Origin of the sequence: Nocardia tenerifensis NBRC 101015, from assembly GCF_000308715.1 — a bacterium.
GTDB classification, from domain to species: domain Bacteria; phylum Actinomycetota; class Actinomycetes; order Mycobacteriales; family Mycobacteriaceae; genus Nocardia; species Nocardia tenerifensis.
In genome coordinates this window covers 47,277-65,787 of sequence record NZ_BAGH01000160.1, presented here as the reverse complement: position 1 = coordinate 65,787, position 18,511 = coordinate 47,277, and the positions used below count along the sequence as shown (strand labels likewise).

The window sequence follows — 18,511 nt, the reverse complement described above, 5'->3', positions numbered from 1 at the left end:
CATCGGGCCGCGCACTTGTCGAGCCGCACGTTCCGGCCGACGCACCCACGGCGATACCGTCCGGTTCCACGGCAACGGCCGCCGAGCCGGTGGAGAGCCGCATCCCTTCCGGCCCAACCGGTTTGGGCACTGCGTCGACCCGGCGCGACACCGGCACCGGATCGCGGATTCCCCCGCTTTACTGTCCGCCGCCGATGCGGGACGACCCCGCATTGGGCGAGGTCGTCAATGAACTGATCATCGACTGGGCCGAGGACATCGGCCTGTACGAGGGCAAGTTGGACGACCTCCGCAAGGCCGGCTTCGGCCGGTTGATCATGCTGGCCCATCCGGACTGCGACGACCCGGACCGGCTGCTCGCCGCGGCGAAGTGCGCCGTCGCGGAGTGGGCGGTGGACGACTACTACTGCGACGTGGGCGCCTCCGACGTCGCACCCGACGGAACGCCGTCCACCGCCGAGGCCGAACTGGGCCCGCGCCTCGAACTCGCGGCCGCCGCAATAGATCCCGTCCATCTGCCCGCACGCTACGCCGCGCGAGCCGAGGAGGCGCTGCGGGCGGACCCGATCCTGCGCGCGTTCCGCGGCGGCTGCGAGCACCTGGCCCGGTACGGCACACCGGCGCAGCTCGCCCGGCTGCGCACGGAGATCGCGGGCTGGTTCATCGCGCTCGGCGCCGAGGCGGGGTGGCGGCAGGCGGGCCGGAAGCCGCAGGCCTGGGAGTACCTCATCAACCGACAGCCGCACAGCTTCCTGCCCTGCATGGCGCCGATCGACATCGTCGGCGGCTACGAACTCCAGGCCGCCGAATACACCGACCCGAGGGTGCGCCGGGTGATCACCACGGCCGCGCTCGCCAGCCAGCTGGTGAACGACCTGTACTCCATGGCACGCGAAGACCTCTCGGACGGAAGGGAATTCAACCTTCCGACGGTCCTGGTCGCCGAGGAGGGCTGCACGCGGCGCGAGGCCGTGCAGCGCACCGCCGAACTGCACGACGAACTGATGCGCCGCGTCGAGCTGGAGGCGGCCCCGCTGGCTGCCCTCGGATCCCCCGAGTTACGCCGGCATCTCACCGGCGTGTGGGCATGGCTCGGCGGCAGCCGCGCCTGGCACGCCGAGAGCAAGCGCTACTCCGACACGTAGCGACATCGCGCACAGAGGAACACCGCGCCCGCACTTCCCCGACAAGGCCGGCGAATAGATCAGTGCTGCAACGAGAAAGGGTGAATTGGCATGACCGTTCTCAATCCGGATACCGATGCTGTGCTCCAGACCACCTACCAGAAGTCCGTCGCCGCGTACTGGAACAACAACCCCAACGACGACCGGGTCAACACGAAACTCGGTGAGGTGGACGGGCTTTACCATCACCACTACGGCATCGGCGAACCCGATCTCTCGGTACTGGACGGGCCACAGGACACCCGCGAGAAGCGAATCGTCGAGGAACTGCACCGTTTGGAGACCGCGCAGGCGCAGCTGCTGCTCGACCACCTCGGCCCGGTGCGGCCCGACCAGCGCCTGATGGACGGCGGATCAGGCCGTGGCGGAACGAGTTTCATGGCCAACCAGCGTTTCGGCTGTCAGGTCGACGGCGTCACCATCTCCGAGTACCAGGTCCGGTTCGCCAACGAGCAGGCCGAGCAGCGCGGCGTCGCGGACAAGGTGCGGTTCCACTTCCGCAACATGCTCGAGACCGGCTTCGAACCCGGGTCCATGCGCGGCATTTGGACCAACGAGACCACCATGTACGTCGACCTGTTCGACCTGTTCCGCGAGTTCTCCCGGCTGCTCGAGCCAGGCGGACGCTACGTCTGCATCACCGGCTGCTCCAACGATGTGACCGGTGGCCGCTCGTCCTCGGTCAGCTGGATCGACGCGCACTACGGCTGCATGATCCACCCGCGCGGCGAGTACTTCCGCGCGATGGCCGCGAACAACCTGGTCCCGATCGAGGTGATCGACCTCACGCCCGACACCATTCCGTACTGGGAGCTGCGGACGAAATCCGAGCTCGCGACCGGTGTGGAGCGCCCCTTCCTGACCGCGTACCAGGAGGGCAGTTTCCAATACCTGCTGATCGCCGCCGATAAGGTGGGTAGGTGACCGAGACCTTCGCCCAGGCGATCACCGACCGCGAGGCCCTGCCCGTCGAGCTCGTCGACGACGCAGGGCACGCGGTCGGCACCTGCCCGGTGTCGCGGGCTCATCAGGCGCCCGGACAGCTGCACCGCGCCTTCTCGGTGCTGCTGTTCGACGACGACGGACGGGTGCTGCTGCAGCGGCGGGCCGCGGTGAAGACCCGCTTCCCGTCGCAGTGGGCCAACACCTGCTGCGGCCACCCCGCGCCGGGCGAGCCCGTCGCGGCGGCCGCGGCGGTGCGCCTGGCCGAGGAGATGGGCCTGGCCACGTCGTTCACCGAAGTGGGCGTGTACCGGTATCGCGCCGAGGACGCCTCGACCGGGCGCGTCGAGTTCGAGTGGGACCACGTTCTCGTCGGCCGGCTCAGCGCGGGCGTCCCGCGCCCCGATCCGGCCGAGGTGGCCGACTACCTCTGGATTCAACCCGCCGAGCTGCGCGAAGCCATGGCCGAGGACCCGGCGGCCTACACACCGTGGCTCGGCGGCGTGCTCGACCTCGCCGAACGAGCGCTCACTGAAACGTGGCAGCGCTGAGCCGTCCGGCGCCGGTGCGCACTCCTAGGCCGAGGCAGCCGCCGATCATCTCGGGCGTCATCTCGTAGTCGGCGGTGATCCGTACTCGACTGCCTTGGCCGAGGCCGTCGACGACCTCCAGTGTGCCGATAGTCGGCTGCTGCATGGTCACCGGCCACGGGCCCTGCAGCCTGCTCGTCTCGCCGTTCGACCAGAGCACGTCGACCGTGATGGGGCCGTCGGCCGGGCGCAAGCAGTCCGAAATCGCGATATGGGTGCCGGTGAAGGTGCCGCCGGTGATGTCCTCGGGTCCGCCCGTGCAGTCGCGCAGCACGCCGACGGAGGTGAAGGTGAGCGTGTGCGGGGTCATGCCGATTCCGCCGTCCACCGCCGTCCACCGGAACTCGCCGTTCGCGCAGGTGCCTGCGGGTGGGAGCGCCGAGGCGGCGGGAGTGTCGAACGGTGCGAGCAACGCCGCGGCTACGGCGGCTGTGGTGGCGATCTTTCCCAGCGTCACTTCGGCACCTCTTTCGCGGGCCTGCGGAAACGGGCACGGTGAGAATCCCATACCGTCCCTGCCGCTCTGGTCCGACACACGCGGTTACGAGCCTTGACCGCTTGTCGCAACCATATTTTTAGATGCGCATATCTAAGTAACAACATGTCGAAACCCTGAGAGAAATCATAGGAACGGCACAGGCTACGACCAGGTCGGCCCGGCATTGTGGTGGCCGTAAGAGTCGTCGGCGAAATGAGGTGCGTGATGGTCGAACTCGAGGTCACCGGTACGACAGTGACGATCCAGGTGATCGGCGGACACCAGGTCCTCGCGCTGCGCGAACGCATCACCTTCGACCTGGCGAACATCACCGCCGTCACCAAGGCCGAGGTCGACCGCCGCCCACCCTGGGTCCGCGCCCCCGGCACCTTCTTCCCCGGCGTCATCGCCGCGGGCACCTTTCGCGGCAAGGGCCGTAAAGAGTTCTGGGACACCAGGTTCGACGGACGCGCCCTGCGCATCGAACTCTCCGGCGCCCCGTTCACGCGCATCGTCGTAGACGTCGACGACCCGGACGCCGCCCTGCGAAAGCTGCAGACCGCCGCCGCGGCCTGAGGTCCGCGTCACCGCTCGAACGAGCGAAGCAATCCGGAGTACGGCTTGGGCGGCGGGGCCGCGAACTCTCCCCTACCGGACTTACGCAGGCCGAGGGTGAGCAACGACTGCACGGTCAGCGTTGCCGCCGCCACCCCGTCGATCACCGGCACCTCGACCTCGTCGCGGATGTGCGTGCACAGATCGGCCATCCCCGCGCAGCCGAGCACGATCGCGTCGGAGCCGTCGGCCTCCACCGCTGCCCGGCAGGTTTCGGTGACGATCTTGCGGGCTCGCGGATCCGTGTCGAGCGCGAGCACAGGTAGCTCACAGGCGTGGATGCCGAGGCAAAAACGTTGTCGCCCATATCGTTCCACCAGATCGGCGGCGCGCCCCACGGTGCGGTGCAAGGTCGTGACGACGCTGAATCCCCGGCCGACATGGCTGGCCGTCTGCATGGCCGCCTCCGCGATGCCGATCACCGGGCCGGCGGCCAATTCTCGCGCGGCATCCAGCCCTGGATCGCCGAAGCAGGCGATCACATAGCCGTCGACCCCCTCCTCCTCGCCGCGCCGGATGGCGGCGAGCACACCGGGCACGCTGAGGGCCTCGTCGTAGTGACTCTCGATCGAGGCGGGCCCCATCTCGGCGGTCACCGCGTCGAGGAGCGTGCCTGGACCGGCCACGGCCGCGGCACACTCCTCGATCAGGTCGGTCATCGCCCGCGTGGTGTTCGGGTTGACCAGGCGAATGCGCATCAGGCCGGCGCTTTCCGCACCGCGAGCCGTGTCCGCGTCGCCACCAGGTAATAGAGGGCGAAGCCGACGCCGCAGCCGATGAACCAGCTGTACTGCGCGGCGGTGTGCATGCCGGTCACGTCGCCGGCCAACACCGGGACGACCGCAATCAACGCGCCCACTGCCGTCGCAAGCACCGCCGCCGGGTTGTAACCGCTTCGGTACCAGTAGCTTCCGGCCTTCGACATGGTGAACAGGTCGTCGACCACCACGTGCTGCTTGCGCACCAGGTAGTAGTCGGCGATGAGCACGCCGAACAGCGGACCGATGAAAGCGCCGAGCACCTCGAGGGTGTAGTGGATCACCTCGGGATTGTTGTACAGGTTCCACGGGGTGATCAGCACCGAGCCGACCGCGGCGATCATGCCGCCCGCCCGCCAGCTGATCCGCTGGGGATTCACGTGCGAGAAGTCGAAGGCGGGCGAGATGAAGTTCGCGACGATATTGATGCCGATGGTGGCGACCGTGAAGGTCAACGCCCCCAACACGATCGCGAACGTGCTGTCGATGCGGGCGACGGTGGCGACCGGGTCGGTGATCAGCTCGCCGTAGACCGGAACCGTCAGCGAGGCGGTGACCACCACCAGCAGTGAGAACAGCAGGAAGTTGAGCGGGAGCCCGAGCAGGTTGCCCCGGCGCACCGCGGCGAAAGTCTTTCCGTAGCGGGAGAAGTCACCGAAGTTCAGCATCGGCCCCGAGAAGTAGGACACCACCAGCGCGATGGCGCCGAGCATGACCGGCAGCGAGTCCCAGCCCGTGTACTTCACGGCACCGAGGTTCAGATCGATGGCGCCCCAACCCGCTTTCGCGATCAGGTATCCGCAGAGCAGGAACATCACCACGTAGACCGCAGGCCCGCAGAAGTCGATGAACCTGCGGATCGACTCCATGCCGCGCCAGAACACGCACGCCTGCACCACCCACAGCGCGAGGTAGCTCCCCCACCCCAGCAACGAAAGGCCCAGGAAGCCATAGTCTTCGACCACCGCGTAGGGCGCCAGACCCGGAAAGAGCTTCACCAGTACGACATCCAACGCCGCCGAGGCCAGGAAGGTCTGGATTCCATACCAGGCCAACGCGATCAAGCCCCGGATGACCGCGGGAATGTTCGCCCCCAGCACGCCGAAGGCGCTGCGGCACATGACCGGATAGGGCACGCCGGTCACCTGGCTCGGCTTCGCCACCAGGTTGCAGAAGAAGTAGACGATCGTGATGCCGATCAGCAGCGCCGCCAGTACCTGCCAGCTGGCCAGGCCGAGTGCGAACAGGCTGCCCGCCGTGACGTATCCGCCGACGCTGTGTACGTCCGACATCCAGAACGCGAAGATGTTGTACGAGCTCCAGCTCTGTTCGCGCAACGGGGCGAGGTCGGCGTTGGTGAGCCGTGGGTCGTAGCCGAGGGTGATATCGGGTGATCCGGCGAGAGGCGGCGGTGCGGAGTCCGGTGCCGCGATGGTTTCGGTCATGAGTTTTCCCGTCCGGGAGGTGAAAATACGATCGAGACGACGGTACGAATTCGGCGTTGCCCGGCCATTGCGCCGTTATTTCCCGGCTATTGCGCGACAGATATATCTTCCGGCGCGAGCAGTCCCGTGTCCGTCGGCAGGGTCGCGATGACCGTCTCGAGCCTGCGGTGATGGCGTTCGGCGACGAGCAGCAGGCGATCGACGTCGCGGGCGAGGAAGGCGTCCATCATCGACGCGTGATCGGTGTGCAGGCGCACCCGATCGCCCCGGCTGATGTGCACCATCGACTGCACCGGCTCGGTCACGTTCCACGCCGACTCCAGCATGTGCAGCAGCCGGAACATGCGTGACGGCCTGGTCAGCGCGGCGTGGAAATCACGGGACCGGCGATGGTACGCACCGGGATCGTCCTCACGGATCGCCTGCTGCAGTTGCTCGTTCACGGCGATCAGCTCCGCGCGGTCCTCGTCGCTCGCGTGCAGCGCGGCCGCGGCGAGCGAGGCGGTCTCCAAGGTCTCCCGGACGATGTACATCTCGCGTAGCTCGGCGGCGGTCAGCTGGGCCACCGTGTAGCCGCCGTGCGGTTCATGGGTCACCAGGCCCTCCCCGATCAGCGTCTTGAGCGCCTCACGGACCGGGATATGGCTCACGCCGAACAGCTCGGCCACCTCACGCAGCGGGATCACGGTGCGTGGCGGCACCGCGCCGTCCAGGATCACTCGGCGCAGTTCACCGAGGATCACCCGCGGGCGGCCGGGTGTCTCGGCGACCAACCTGGCGAGCAGCGCAGAACGTCGTCTCGGTGGCATGCGAGCCACGCTAGGGCAGGCGTGTTGCGGTTGCGCTCACCTGTGTGACGGTCAGGAAACGACTGCACAGAACCGACCGGCCGGGTGTGCGAATCGAGACGGGGAGCCGCGTCGTGTAATGGTGGGTTGGTCGCACGTACTGATTCGATACACGTACTACAGAGGGTTTCCGATGACGGTTTCGGCAGAACAGTTCGTTGATCGCCGGTTCGCGACGTTGGTCGCCGAGTTCGATCGGTTGTTCCGGCGGGCCGGTGACGGCGGTGGGGCGCTGGCGGTGTATCTGCACGGTGAGCCGGTGGTCGATGTCTGGGCGGGGTTCGCGCGGCCGGAGGTGCCGTGGGAGCGGGACACGATGGCGCTGGCGTTCTCCACGAGCAAGGGCGTAGCCAGCACCGTAATGCACCGGCTGGCCGAGCGGGGCCTGCTCGACTACGACGAGCCGGTGGCGAGCTATTGGCCGGAGTTCGCCGCGGCGGGCAAGGAGCGCATCACGGTCCGCGAATTGCTCACCCACCGTGCGGGTTTGCATCGCCTGCGCGGACTGCTGCCGGGCCCGTTCGAGCGCTTCTTCGACGACGCGGCCGTGACCGCGGCGCTGGCGGCGGCGGACCCGGATCCGCGACGCCTCGTCACCAGCGGCTACCACGGAATCACCTACGGGCACTTGGTCGCCGAGCTCGTGCGCCGGGTCACCGGTGCCGAGTTCACCGAGGTGGTGCGCGCCGAGATCGCGGAACCCCTTGGGGCGGAGGACCTCTGGTTTCGCGTGCCGGAGGCCGAGCGCGGCCGCATCGCCACCAACTTTCCCCGGTTGACGGTCGCGCGCCTGAGCTGGGAGCGCAGCGCGCGGATCCTGAGCAGGACCAGGTTCGCGGCCGCGATGGACACCACCCCCAACGGCTTCGCCGACCTGCTCTCCGATCCCCGCCTGCATGACTCGGTGATGCCCGGCCTCAACGGCGTCTTCACGGCCCGCTCCATCGCCCGGCTCTACGGCGCGCTCGCCAACGGCGGCCGGCTGAACGACTATCAACTGCTGCGTCCGGAAACCATCGAGCTGATGTCGCAGCGTCAGATCTTCACCCCGGATTATGTTCTCGCCCTGCGGGTTCCGTGGGCGCTCGGCTTCCACGGCGTGCCGATGAAACCGTCGAAGGCCGACCCGGTCTCCGCCTTCGGCCATTTCGGCCTCGGCGGCTCCGGCGCCTTCGCCGACCCCGCCACCGGCATGTCGCTCGGCTTCGTCACCAACCGCCTCGGCGGTCGCCTCACGCCCCTGGGCGACGCCCGCCTGTCCCGCCTCGGCGCGCTCGCGCACAACCTCGCCAAGCGGGCTTGAGCGTCGCCGGAAAGTGTCTCACCGGCCAGACAGACCCGGCGGGCAATGGTGGGACGTATCCAGGCCGGGATGGCAGCATGGGCGCCATGGACTTGGTCGGTATCGAGCAGATCGAGGCTGCCGCGCAGTTGCTGGCGCCCGTGATCCGGAAGACGCCCATCGTGGCCTCGCGCGTGCTTTCCGAGCGCGCGGGCACCGAGGTGTGGCTGAAGTGCGAGAACCTGCAGCGAACCGGGTCGTTCAAACCACGCGGCGCCTACAACCGGATCGCCAACCTGCCGGCTCGGGATCGGGCGCGCGGCGTCGTCGCGGCGAGCGCGGGCAATCATGCCCAGGGCGTGGCCTGGGCGGCGTCCTCGCTCGGCATCACCTCCACCGTCTTCATGCCGGTCGGCGCCTCGCTGCCCAAGCTCGCGGCCACCAAGGCGTACGGGGCCGAGGTCCGGCAGGTCGGTGAGGTCATCGACGACGCGCTGGACGCGGCCATCGAGTTCGCCGAGCGCACGGGCGCGACGCTCATCCATCCGTTCGACCACCCCGACATCGTGGCCGGGCAGGCGACGGTGGCGCTGGAGATCCTGGAGCAGATCCCGGACGTCGGCACGGTGCTCGTGCCGACCGGTGGCGGCGGGCTGCTCGCCGGCATGGCGGTGGCGCTGCATCATCTGGCGCCCGGGGTGCGGGTGGTCGGGGTGCAGGCCAAGGAGGCCGCGGCGTGGCCCGGCTCGCTGGCGGCGGGCAAGCCGGTGCGGGTCGGCCGGATGTCGACCATGGCCGACGGCATCGCCGTCGGTCAGCCCGGACAGGTGCCGTTCGTCCATGTGGCCGAGCATGTTCCGACGATGCTGACCGTCGACGAGGACTCTTTGTCCAAGGCGCTGCTGCTGTGCCTGGAGCGGGCGAAGTTGATCGTCGAGCCTGCGGGCGCGGCGGCCGTGGCGGCCCTGATGAGCTGTGCCGCAACGGAACTCGATCTGCAAGGACCCGTCTGCGCGGTCCTGTCCGGCGGCAATATCGACCCGCTGCTGCTCACCCGGCTGATCGGGCACGGCCTGAGCGCGGCCGGGCGCTATCTCGCCGTCCGCGTGACGATCTCGGACCGGCCGGGCGGCTTGAGCGCGCTGCTCGCCGTCGTCGGCAAGACCGGAGCCAGCGTGGTGGACGTCTCCCACTCCCGCACCGGAACCTGGCTGGCGCTCGACGAAGTCGAGGTCTCCCTCACCCTGGAGACCCGGGGACCGACCCACCGCGACGACGTGCTCGAGGCGCTCGCCAACGCGGAATACTCTGTCCGCGTGGCGGATTGACCTTCGGATGTGCCGACCGGGCGCCGCGCGCCCGGTCGGCCCCTCATCCGGCCGTCAGCACTTGCGCTTGTAGAAATACTTCGAGTTGGCGTCCATGTCCGCCTGCGTGATCGCGATCATGTCGGTCTGGATAGTGCGGGTAACCGGCTTGCCCTCGATCGCCGCGACGGCCTGATCGACGCCCTTCGCGCCGATGCCCGCCGGATCCTGCGCGATGAGCGCCTGCACCGTACCGGCTTTCAGGTCCTCGACCTGTTTGGGGCTGGCGTCGAAGCCGACCAGCTTGACCTGACCGAGTTTGTTCGCGTTGCGCAGGCCGGTGGCCGCGCCCTCGGCCGAGCTCAGGTTGGTGGCGAAGATGCCGGCCAGGTCCGGATGGGCGGCCAGCGTCGCCGTCACGATCGAGGCCGCCTGCGCCGCTTCGTTGTTGTTGTACTGCACGCCGAGCGAGGTGATGCCGGGGAAGCTCTTGACCGCCTCCTCGAAGCCCTGCGCCCGCGCGTCGGTGGTCGACGTGCCCGCCTTGGTGTTGATCACCAGCACCGGGCCCTTGTCCCCCACCAGCTTCGCCAGGGTCTGCGCCGCGAGCGCGCCGCCCTTCTTGTTGTCCGACGAGATCGACGACAGCGCAACGGAAGTGTCGTCGAGCGCGGTGTCCACCTCGACGATCTTGATGCCCGCGTCCTTGGCCTGCTTGATCGGGTTGGCCATGGCGGTGGCGTGCGTCGGCGCGATGAGGATGCCGCCGGGCTTGTTCGCCACCACGCCGGTCAGCACCGGCGTCTGCGACCCGGCGTCGAACTTGGTGGGCGCCTGCGTATCCAGTTTGTAGCCGAGCTTGGCTGCCTCGTCCTGCGCGCCGCACTGCATGGAGATGTAGAACGGCTCGTCGGCGACACCGGGGATCAGCACCAGCTTCTTGCTGTCGCCGCTGCCCGAATTGCTCACCTGCCCACTACAGGACACCAGCAGCGCGCCGACCGACACCATCGCGCCGATCACCACCGCTGTCCGCTTCGCCACCCTCATTTGGCTACCTCCGCCGTATTGTGTTGTTCCACTGTCGAATTCCTACTTCCGATCGCGGGCTCGGCGGCGCAGCTGGTCGAACCAGACCGCCGCGACGAGGACCACGCTCACCGCGATCGGCTGCCAGAACACCGGCACCTGCGCGATCACGAAACCCTTCTTCAGCACCGACGGAATGAACACGCCGATCACCGTGCCGACGATCGAGCCGACGCCGCCGAAAAGGCTTGTGCCGCCGATGACCACGCCCGCGATGGCATCCAGGTTGTCGGTGGTGTGCCCGCCGATGGTGGTGGTGCCGAAGTAGGCCAGATTCATGAAGCCCGCCAGGCCGGCCAGCACGCCGGTGAGCGAGTAGACCGTGATCAGGTGCCGGGTCACCGCGATGCCGGAGCGTCGCGCGGCCTCCTCGTTGGAGCCGATGGCGTAGGTGTAGCGGCCGAACCGCGTGGTGTGCAGCACCCAGGCGGCGAGCACGGTGACCACGGTGGCGACCAGCACCAAGTTCGGCACGCCGCCCAGGGTGGTGCCGAAACCCAATGTGTTGCGCAGCTTCTCGGGCACCGTGCGGGTGTCGACACCGCCGGTGATCAGCTGGGCCGCGCCGAGCGCGGCGCCGAACGAGCCCAGCGTGACGATCAACGGCGGAATCTTGGCCTTGGCCACTAGCAGTCCGTTGACCAGACCCCAAACACCCCCGCCCGCAACGGCGAGCAGGAAGCCGACGCCGATGACGCCCCAGCCCGCGTTGGTCGCGTCCTGATCCGGGCTCATCGCCTCCATCGTCTTCGCGCCGATCACCCCGGCGAAGATCAGCACCATGCCGACCGAGAGGTCGATGCCGGAGGTGATGATCACGAACGTCATGCCCACCGAAAGCACCAGCAGCACCGAGGTTTCGATCAGCAGCGTCTGAAAGGTGAAGCGGGTGGGGAACGCGTCGGGGCGCAGCACGCTGAACACCACGCACAGCGCGACGAGCACGACGCCGATCCAGACCGTGCTCGCGCCCATGAGGCGTTGCAGGGCAGTGCGTTTCGGCAGATCCACCGCGCCGTTGCCGTTGTCTTTTCCGTCGACGGCGACGGACTCGACCTCACTCATGCGATATCCCGTCTCCGGACGAGCGAGGCTGCGCCTCTGTGGCTCATCACGCCTCCTCCTGTGCGAGCGCGCCGGTCATGGCGCCCACCAATTGCTCGAGCGTGGCGTCGGCCGCGGTGAACCTGGCCACCCGCTTGCCGAGCCGGAGCACCTCGATGCGGTCCGCGACCGACAGCACCTCCGGCATATTGTGGCTGATCAGCACCACCGCGATGCCCTGATCGCGAACCCGGCGGATCACATCGAGCACCCGCTCGCGCTGGACGACGCCGAGCGCGGCGGTCGGCTCGTCCATGAACACCACCTTGCTCGCCCACATCACCGCCCGCGCCACCGCGACGCTCTGGCGCTGCCCGCCGGACAGCGAACCGATCGGCACATCGGTGTTCTGCAAGGTGACGCCGAGACGCCGGAAGTGTTCTACCGCTTGGGCTCTCATGGCCGTCCGGTCCAGCATGCCGAGCTTGCCCGCCAACCCCTTGCGGACCAGTTCGCGGCCGAGGAACAGGTTCGCGGGCGGGTCCAGATCCGGCGCGACCGCGAGATCCTGATACACCGTTTCCACGCCGAGTTTGCGCGCCGCCGTCGGCGTATTCAGCACCACCGGCTTGCCGTCCAGCAGAATCCGGCCGGAATCGGGCTGTTCGGCGCCGGAAAGGCATTTCACGAGCGTCGATTTGCCCGCGCCGTTGTCGCCGATCAGCGCTACCACTTCGCCCGCGCTCACCTGAAAATTCGCGCCGCGCAGCGCCTCGACGCCGCCATAGCGCTTCACCAGTCCCTCGGCCCGCAACGCGACCGCGGATTCGCCCGGCTCGCCGGCCGGTTTCGCCGCATCGTACGAGGTCATCGGCCACATCCGCGCACGCGCAGCTGAGCAAACGTCCAATCCATCGCCCGATGCTACGTTCGCTTGCTACTTCATGGGACGTATTCGGCAAAATGCTAGCGCCGCAACGGAAATCGCTTTACCCGGATGCGAAAACAATGTACTCAATGTCCGAGTGCGCACCGTGTCGGGTAGTGGAACGCCGACGCTCCGGTTTCAGTACTGAAATCCGTCCAGCCTCGCGGGAACCATCTGGCGAAGTCGCACGTCAAAGGAAATGCACCACCGTCCTGTCCGTCGAGTAGGAGGAGTTGCTGAATGGAACGTACAAGTTCGAAGCGATCCGAGGGGTGGGAATGAGCCTATGGACCGCGGCGCGACACCTGCTGGCGGACGACCAGCGGACTGAAACCGCGCCGCCCAGTTACCCTGGGCATATGAGCAGCATGGACGCCGATGTGACCCTCGAGGAGTTCGGGGTACTGGAGCGCGCATCGTCCGAAAAGGTTGACGTCGAGCTGATCAATGGAAGGATCTACGTGGTTCCGGTCCCGGATGGTGAGCATGATTCCTACATAATGCTCATCGGCGATCAGATTCGCGACCACTGCCCCGAGTTGCGCCTGCTACCCGAACGCGGACTCCGGATCCCGGCATACCGGGAGAGCCGTGCCCGCGTCGACGGTGCGGTCGCGCCGCGCGAGTACTTCTTCGATCAGCCGCCGTGGTCTGATCCGTCCGGCGTGCTGATGATCCTGGAAGTGACCTCGGGCGGCGCACGCGACGCGGAAGTAGACCGAGTCGTGAAGCGCGATGCCTACGCGCAAGCGGCTATCCCGGCGTACTTGCTCGTCGACCGGCTTTTCGCGGAGGTGGCGATCCACTGGGGGCCTGCCGACGGTGAGTACCAACACATCGCCAAGGCCAAGTTCGGGACCTCGCTGCGGCTGCCCGCGCCGTTCGATTTCGACCTCGAGACCAAAGAGTTTCGCTAAGCGCACAGTCGGCGTGCCGACAGGCTCACACGGCCTGTCGGCACGCTCGTCCACTGTCAGTGCGCCCCACCCAACTCCAACGCGAGCACCCCGATAATCACCAACCCAATCCCCCCGACCTGCACCAACGTCAACCGCTCATCCAAGAACAACGCCCCGATGACCGCGATCACCGCCACCCCGACCGCCGACCAGATCCCATACGCCACCCCGATCTGCATCCCCCGCTTCAACGCCTGCGAAAGAAACCAGAACGCACAGACATACCCGACCACGACGACGATCGACGGCACGACCTTGCTGAACCCGTCCGACAACTTCAGCGAGACAGTAGCGGTCACCTCGGAGGCGATGGCGATAGCGAGCAGCAACAAGGTCATAGCCGCAGCGTAACGAGTACCCCGCACCAGCAAGCCAGCGCGTCGTCCCTGGGCGGCCCGTCAGATCCGTGTACTCAGCCGAGCCACGCGCGGAGTTGCTTTGTGGTGGCGGCGATCTCGGTGAGCTGGACGGCGACCTGCGTACCCGCGGTGCCGCCTCGGGCATTGCGAGAGGCGATGGAGCCCTGCACCGTGAGCACCTCGCGAACCTGCGGCGTGAGCGCCGGATCGATGGCGGCGAACTCCTCGTCGGTGAGTTCGTCGAGCCCGACGCCGCGGGCCTCGGCGGCACGCACGCACGCACCGGCGGCCTCGTGCGCGACCCGGAAGGGAACACCCTGGCGGACAAGCCATTCGGCGATGTCGGTGGCGAGGGTGAACCCGGCGGGAGCGAGTTCGGCCATGCGGTCCGTGTGGAAGGTGAGGGTGGAGACGAGCCCGGCGATGGCGGGCAGCAGCAGCTCCAGTTGCGCGACCGAGTCGAACAGGGGCTCCTTGTCCTCCTGCAGGTCCCGGTTGTAGGCCAGCGGCTGCGCCTTCAGCGTGGCGAGCAGTCCGGTGAGGTTGCCGATGAGCCTGCCCGCCTTGCCCCGGGTGAGCTCGGAGACGTCGGGGTTCTTCTTCTGCGGCATGATCGAGGACCCGGTCGACCAGGCGTCGGCGAGGGTGACATAGCCGAATTCCGGTGTGCTCCAGAGGATCACCTCTTCGGCCATGCGACTGAGGTCGACGCCGATCATGGCGAGCACGAACGCGGCCTCCGCGGCGAAGTCCCGCGAGGAGGTGGCGTCGATCGAGTTGGCGGCGGACCCGTCGAAGTCCAGTTCGGCGGCGATCGCCTCGGGATCGAGCCCGAGCGAGGAGCCGGCCAGCGCACCGGAACCGTAGGGCGACACCGCCGCCCGCTTGTCGAAGTCGCGCAGCCGATCGATGTCGCGCAGCAGCGGATGCGCGTGCGCGAGCAGATGATGCGCGAGCAGCACCGGCTGCGCGGCCTGCAGATGCGTCTTGCCCGGCATCACCGCGTCGGGGTGTGCGCCGGCCTGTGCGACCAGCGCGTCGACCACGTCGAGCACACCGGCGGCGACCCGGCGCACCCCGTCGCGCAGCCACATCCGAAACAGCGTGGCCACCTGGTCGTTTCGCGACCGTCCCGCCCGCAGCCGCCCGCCGAGCTCGGCGCCGACGCGGTCGATCAGCCCGCGCTCCAGCGCGCCGTGCACGTCCTCGTCGGAGTCGGCGGGGCCGAACGCGCCCGAATCCACGTCCGCGGCAAGCCGATCCAGCCCGGCCAGCATCCCGGCGAGGTCGCCCTCGGAGAGCAGCCCGGCCTTGTGCAGCACCCGCGCGTGCGCCTTGGAGGCGCGAATGTCGTACGGCGCCAAGGCCCAGTCGAAGTGCGTCGACTTGCTCAGCGCCGCCATCGCCTCGGCCGGTCCGGACGCGAAGCGCCCGCCCCAGAGCGCACCGGTGTTCGTGCTGCCGCTCTGCGTCATGGTGTGCTGTCTCCTCCGGGTCGGGTTGCGGTCATCAGTAGGTGGTTGCGCATCTCCGCCGCGACGTCGTCGGGCACGTCGCGGCCGCGGTCGATCAGCACGGCGGCCGGGTCGGCGCGGACGGCCATCCAGCCTTGTCCGTCGAACCACTCGACGGGATCGGTGCGCCCCTCGGCCGGATACCACAGCGAGTCGACGTCGAGGTCGATGTTCAGCGCGGCGAGCATCCGGTCGCGGTTGTCTTCCTGCTCTTGCATATTCGACGTCAGGTTGCCCGGCGTCGTATTGAGCGCCACCCGGCTGCCCGGCGCGCTCATCGCCGCGATGTGGGTCAGTAGCCGATCCTGCGCGTCCGCCGGCAGGTAGCGCAGCAATCCCTCCACCAGCCACGCGGTCGGCACATCCGCGTCGAAACCCTTGTCGCGCAACGCCGCGGGCCAATCCTCTCGCAGATCCACCGCGACCGCGCGCCGATCGACCGCAGGCCCGACGTCCTGCGCGGCCAGCGCAGACGCCTTGAACTGCAACACCTTCGGCTGGTCCAGCTCGAAAATGATGGTGCCGGATGGCCAGTCGAGTCGATACGCTCTAGCGTCGAGCCCCGCGGCCACGATGACGATCTGCCGGACGCCCGCCGCGGCGGCCGCATCGAGATAGTCATCGAAGTAGCAGGTGCGGGCCACCAGCAGGTCGCCGAGCGCGCCATAGGAACGCACCGCGTCCTGGTCGATGTCGCCGATGTCGCGCCGACTCAATCGCGTCCAGGCCGGCGAGCCGACCGCGCTCACCATCAGATCGGCGTACGGATCGTGGAACAACGCGTCGGCACGCCGACTTTCGCCGGCGCGCAGCGCCGCGACGCCGAGAGCCGTCGCACCCACACTGCTCACGATGTCCCAGCTGTCGTCATCGGTCCGCATCGTCGCTCCCTTCGGGTCGAGCCGATTCCTCGACCGCCCTCGAGACTACGACTGCTTCCCGAGTGGGCCGCCGATTGCCGGTCGACCCACCCGGAGGCCGGGCGGCGCGCCTACTTCTGGTTCAGGTCCCGGCGCGCGGCGACCTTGGACGAGAGCCCGTGGATCTGCACGAAACCCTTGGCCAACGACTGGTCGAAAGTGTCGCCCTCGTCGTAGGTGGCCAGGTTGAAGTCGTAGAGCGACTGTTCCGAGCGGCGACCGTTGACGACCGCGTTGCCGCCGTGCAGCACCATCCGGATGTCGCCGGAGACGTGCTCCTGGGTCTCGCCGACGAACGCGTCCAGCGCGCGCTTGAGCGGGGAGAACCACAGGCCGTCGTACACCAGCTCGCCCCAGCGCTGCTCGACCTGCCGCTTGTACCGGCCGAGTTCGCGCTCGACGGTGACCGCCTCGAGCTCCTGGTGCGCGGTGATCAGCGCGATGGCGCCCGGCGCCTCGTAGATCTCGCGGCTCTTGATGCCGACGAGCCGGTCCTCGACCATGTCCAGGCGGCCGACGCCCTGGCGGCCTGCCCGGTGGTTCAGCTCGACGATGGCCTCGAGCACGCTCACCTGGCGGCCGTCGATGGCGACCGGCACGCCCTTCTCGAAGGTGATGATCAGTTCGTCGGGCGCCTCGAAGTTGACCGTCGCGTCGGCGGTGTAGTCGTAGACGTCCTTGGTCGGCGCGTTCCAGAGGTCCTCGAGGAAGCCGGTCTCCACCGCGCGGCCCCACACGTTCTGGTCGATGGAGAACGGGGACTTCTTGGTGACGTTGATCGGCAGCGAGTTCTCCTCGGCGAAGGCGATGGCCTTCTCCCGGGTCCACGCGTAGTCGCGGACCGGGGCGATCACGTTCAGGTCCGGGGCGAGCGCGCCGATGCCGACCTCGAAGCGCACCTGGTCGTTGCCCTTGCCGGTGCAGCCGTGCGCGACGGTGCTCGCGCCGTGGAACTTGGCCGCTTCGACGAGGTGCTTGACGATGAGCGGGCGGCTGATCGCCGAGACCAGCGGGTAGCGGCCCATGTACAGGGCGTTCGCCTGAACGGTCGGCAGGCAGTAGTCGTTGGCGAACTCGTCGCGCGCGTCGACCACGATGGCCTCGACCGCGCCGCAGTCCAGCGCTCGCTGTCGCACCACATTCATGTCCTCGCCGCCCTGGCCCAGGTCGATGGCCACGGCCACCACCTCGGCACCGGTCTCCTTGGCGATCCAGCTGATCGCCACGGAGGTGTCCAGCCCACCTGAGTAGGCGAGTACGACGCGTTCGGACATGGTCTGTGTGCTCCTCGGTTTCGATGCTCGGGTTCGAAAGTACGGACCGGCTTCCCGCCACAGCGGCCCGCGCGTCCTGCAAATGATTATGCACGATGATGCAAGCCCATTCACAACGGGGGTCCGGTGACCGTCGCCACCGCCGCCTGTCGTTCACGAAAGCCCGTGCACATCAAGCGAATTACCCTCTTGGCGCGCCGTTGCGCCGTGTGCGACCCTGGGAGCGGAATCGTCGGGCGGGTAGAAGGACGGACGTCATGAACGCACTGCTACACCTCGTCGCGGGAGAGTTCAGCACCCTCGGCAACGACGTCCTCGACGTCGGCCGCGCGGTCGTCGACCTCATCCAGGACATCATCAACGTCGGCACGCCGGGCAACGGCGCGCCGCGCGGCGGCCAGTACCCGTTCTCCTGACCTCGGTCAGGCGATCTCCTCGATCTTCGCGGCCAGTTCGGCGCCGGTCAGCGGCTCGCGGGCGATGACGGCGATGGTGTCGTCGCCCGCGATGGTGCCCACGATGTAGGGCAGCGCGGCGCGGTCCAGCGCGCTGGCCAGATAGTGCGCCGCGCCCGGCGGAGTGCGCAGGACGGCGATATTGCCGCTGTGATCGGTGGAGACCAGCAGGTCGCCGAGGAGTTTCGCCAGGCGATCGGTGCCGCCGATGACGCCGCGGATGGGGTTGCCATCCTCGGGCACCACGTAGACGCCCGCGCCACCGTCGGCGGCACGCAGCTTGACCGCGCCGAGTTCGTCCAGATCACGCGACAGCGTGGCCTGGGTGGTCTCGATGCCCTCGGCGGCCAGCAGCGCCGCGAGTTCGGTCTGACTGCGGACCGCGTGCGCCGTCAGCAGTTCGACGATGCGGGACTGCCGGCCGGCCCGGGTGCGCGCGATCTCCGGGCCGGACTTGCCGGGTTCCGAGTGGCCGACACTCACGACTGCGCCTCGCTGACGCTCGGCTCCGTCGTGCGCG

At 68.2% G+C, this 18,511-nt stretch carries 20 protein-coding genes; 8 read left to right on the top strand and 12 right to left on the bottom strand.

Annotation, left to right across the window (positions count from 1 at the left end):
• The 3 genes from ON39_RS12990 to idi all read left to right on the top strand — a co-directional run.
• On the top strand, positions 1-1,145 hold a 1,145-nt coding region (locus ON39_RS12990; RefSeq protein ID WP_255219265.1), incomplete at its 5' end, for a family 2 encapsulin nanocompartment cargo protein terpene cyclase.
• 90 nt (positions 1,146-1,235) lie between these two features.
• The gene (locus tag ON39_RS12985; RefSeq protein ID WP_040734019.1) at positions 1,236-2,108 is read left to right on the top strand and encodes a geranyl diphosphate 2-C-methyltransferase; all 873 of its coding nucleotides are present in this window, start codon (positions 1,236-1,238) and stop codon (positions 2,106-2,108) included.
• Entirely contained in the window at positions 2,105-2,677 is a 573-nt protein-coding gene (gene idi / locus ON39_RS12980) for an isopentenyl-diphosphate Delta-isomerase (RefSeq protein ID WP_051186552.1), read from the top strand. The genes ON39_RS12985 and idi overlap by 4 nt, the downstream gene beginning before the upstream one ends.
• Here the strand turns inward: idi and ON39_RS12975 are convergent.
• The gene (locus ON39_RS12975; protein ID WP_040734016.1) at positions 2,655-3,173 is read right to left on the bottom strand and encodes a hypothetical protein; all 519 of its coding nucleotides are present in this window, start codon (positions 3,171-3,173) and stop codon (positions 2,655-2,657) included. The two genes, idi and ON39_RS12975, sit on opposite strands and share 23 nt — an antisense overlap.
• Positions 3,174-3,419: 246 nt before the next feature.
• On the opposite strand from ON39_RS12975, the gene ON39_RS12970 reads away from it, so the two are divergent.
• Positions 3,420-3,770 carry a hypothetical protein gene (locus ON39_RS12970; RefSeq protein ID WP_040734014.1) on the top strand — a complete coding sequence of 117 codons (351 nt, stop codon included), beginning with the start codon at positions 3,420-3,422 and terminating at the stop codon, positions 3,768-3,770.
• An 8-nt stretch (positions 3,771-3,778) separates the two neighbouring features.
• Here ON39_RS12970 and ON39_RS12965 read toward each other — a convergent pair whose 3' ends face one another.
• From ON39_RS12965 to ON39_RS12955, 3 genes are all read right to left on the bottom strand, one after another.
• Entirely contained in the window at positions 3,779-4,507 is a 729-nt protein-coding gene (locus ON39_RS12965) for an aspartate/glutamate racemase family protein (RefSeq protein ID WP_040734012.1), read from the bottom strand.
• Positions 4,507-6,012: an NCS1 family nucleobase:cation symporter-1 gene (locus tag ON39_RS12960; RefSeq protein WP_040734008.1), complete on the bottom strand. Its 1,506-nt coding sequence runs from the start codon at positions 6,010-6,012 to the stop codon at positions 4,507-4,509. The genes ON39_RS12965 and ON39_RS12960 overlap by 1 nt, the downstream gene beginning before the upstream one ends.
• Before the next feature lie 86 nt (positions 6,013-6,098).
• Positions 6,099-6,821, bottom strand: coding sequence for a GntR family transcriptional regulator (locus ON39_RS12955; RefSeq protein WP_040734005.1), 723 nt, complete (start codon positions 6,819-6,821; stop codon positions 6,099-6,101).
• Positions 6,822-6,993: 172 nt separating this feature from the next.
• On the opposite strand from ON39_RS12955, the gene ON39_RS12950 reads away from it, so the two are divergent.
• Positions 6,994-8,163, top strand: coding sequence for a serine hydrolase domain-containing protein (locus ON39_RS12950; RefSeq protein ID WP_040734002.1), 1,170 nt, complete (start codon positions 6,994-6,996; stop codon positions 8,161-8,163).
• Between the two features lie 77 nt (positions 8,164-8,240).
• Complete coding sequence (gene ilvA, locus ON39_RS12945) at positions 8,241-9,470, top strand: threonine ammonia-lyase (protein WP_083894406.1); 1,230 nt, start codon at positions 8,241-8,243, stop codon at positions 9,468-9,470.
• Between the two features lie 54 nt (positions 9,471-9,524).
• Here the strand turns inward: ilvA and ON39_RS12940 are convergent, their stop codons facing one another.
• From ON39_RS12940 to ON39_RS12930, 3 genes are read right to left on the bottom strand one after another with little or no spacing between them, the layout of a single operon-like run.
• Positions 9,525-10,499, bottom strand: a complete 975-nt coding sequence (locus tag ON39_RS12940) for an ABC transporter substrate-binding protein (protein ID WP_040734001.1) — start codon at positions 10,497-10,499, stop codon at positions 9,525-9,527.
• Positions 10,500-10,541: 42 nt separating this feature from the next.
• Positions 10,542-11,603: an ABC transporter permease gene (locus ON39_RS12935; RefSeq protein WP_040734000.1), complete on the bottom strand. Its 1,062-nt coding sequence runs from the start codon at positions 11,601-11,603 to the stop codon at positions 10,542-10,544.
• Positions 11,604-11,649: 46 nt separating this feature from the next.
• Positions 11,650-12,453, bottom strand: coding sequence for an ATP-binding cassette domain-containing protein (locus tag ON39_RS12930; RefSeq protein WP_051186557.1), 804 nt, complete (start codon positions 12,451-12,453; stop codon positions 11,650-11,652).
• A 416-nt stretch (positions 12,454-12,869) separates the two neighbouring features.
• Here ON39_RS12930 and ON39_RS12925 point away from each other — a divergent pair, with 416 nt between their 5' ends.
• The gene (locus ON39_RS12925) at positions 12,870-13,427 is read left to right on the top strand and encodes a Uma2 family endonuclease (RefSeq protein ID WP_040733999.1); all 558 of its coding nucleotides are present in this window, start codon (positions 12,870-12,872) and stop codon (positions 13,425-13,427) included.
• 56 nt (positions 13,428-13,483) lie between these two features.
• On the opposite strand, the gene ON39_RS12920 is transcribed toward ON39_RS12925, so the two are convergent.
• From ON39_RS12920 to ON39_RS12905, 4 genes are all read right to left on the bottom strand, one after another.
• Entirely contained in the window at positions 13,484-13,807 is a 324-nt protein-coding gene (locus ON39_RS12920; protein WP_040733997.1) for a DMT family transporter, read from the bottom strand.
• 74 nt (positions 13,808-13,881) lie between these two features.
• Complete coding sequence (gene argH, locus ON39_RS12915) at positions 13,882-15,303, bottom strand: argininosuccinate lyase (RefSeq protein WP_040733994.1); 1,422 nt, start codon at positions 15,301-15,303, stop codon at positions 13,882-13,884.
• Positions 15,300-16,223: an SAM-dependent methyltransferase gene (locus ON39_RS12910; protein WP_040733992.1), complete on the bottom strand. Its 924-nt coding sequence runs from the start codon at positions 16,221-16,223 to the stop codon at positions 15,300-15,302. The genes argH and ON39_RS12910 overlap by 4 nt, the downstream gene beginning before the upstream one ends.
• Before the next feature lie 110 nt (positions 16,224-16,333).
• Positions 16,334-17,536, bottom strand: coding sequence for an argininosuccinate synthase (locus ON39_RS12905; RefSeq protein WP_040733990.1), 1,203 nt, complete (start codon positions 17,534-17,536; stop codon positions 16,334-16,336).
• 257 nt (positions 17,537-17,793) lie between these two features.
• Here ON39_RS12905 and ON39_RS48730 point away from each other — a divergent pair, with 257 nt between their 5' ends.
• On the top strand, positions 17,794-17,952 hold the full coding sequence (locus ON39_RS48730; protein ID WP_157195452.1) for a hypothetical protein: 159 nt from the start codon (positions 17,794-17,796) through the stop codon (positions 17,950-17,952).
• A gap of 6 nt (positions 17,953-17,958) precedes the next feature.
• On the opposite strand, the gene ON39_RS12900 is transcribed toward ON39_RS48730, so the two are convergent.
• Positions 17,959-18,474: an arginine repressor gene (locus ON39_RS12900; protein WP_085998168.1), complete on the bottom strand. Its 516-nt coding sequence runs from the start codon at positions 18,472-18,474 to the stop codon at positions 17,959-17,961.
• Between the last annotated feature and the right edge of the window lie 37 nt (positions 18,475-18,511).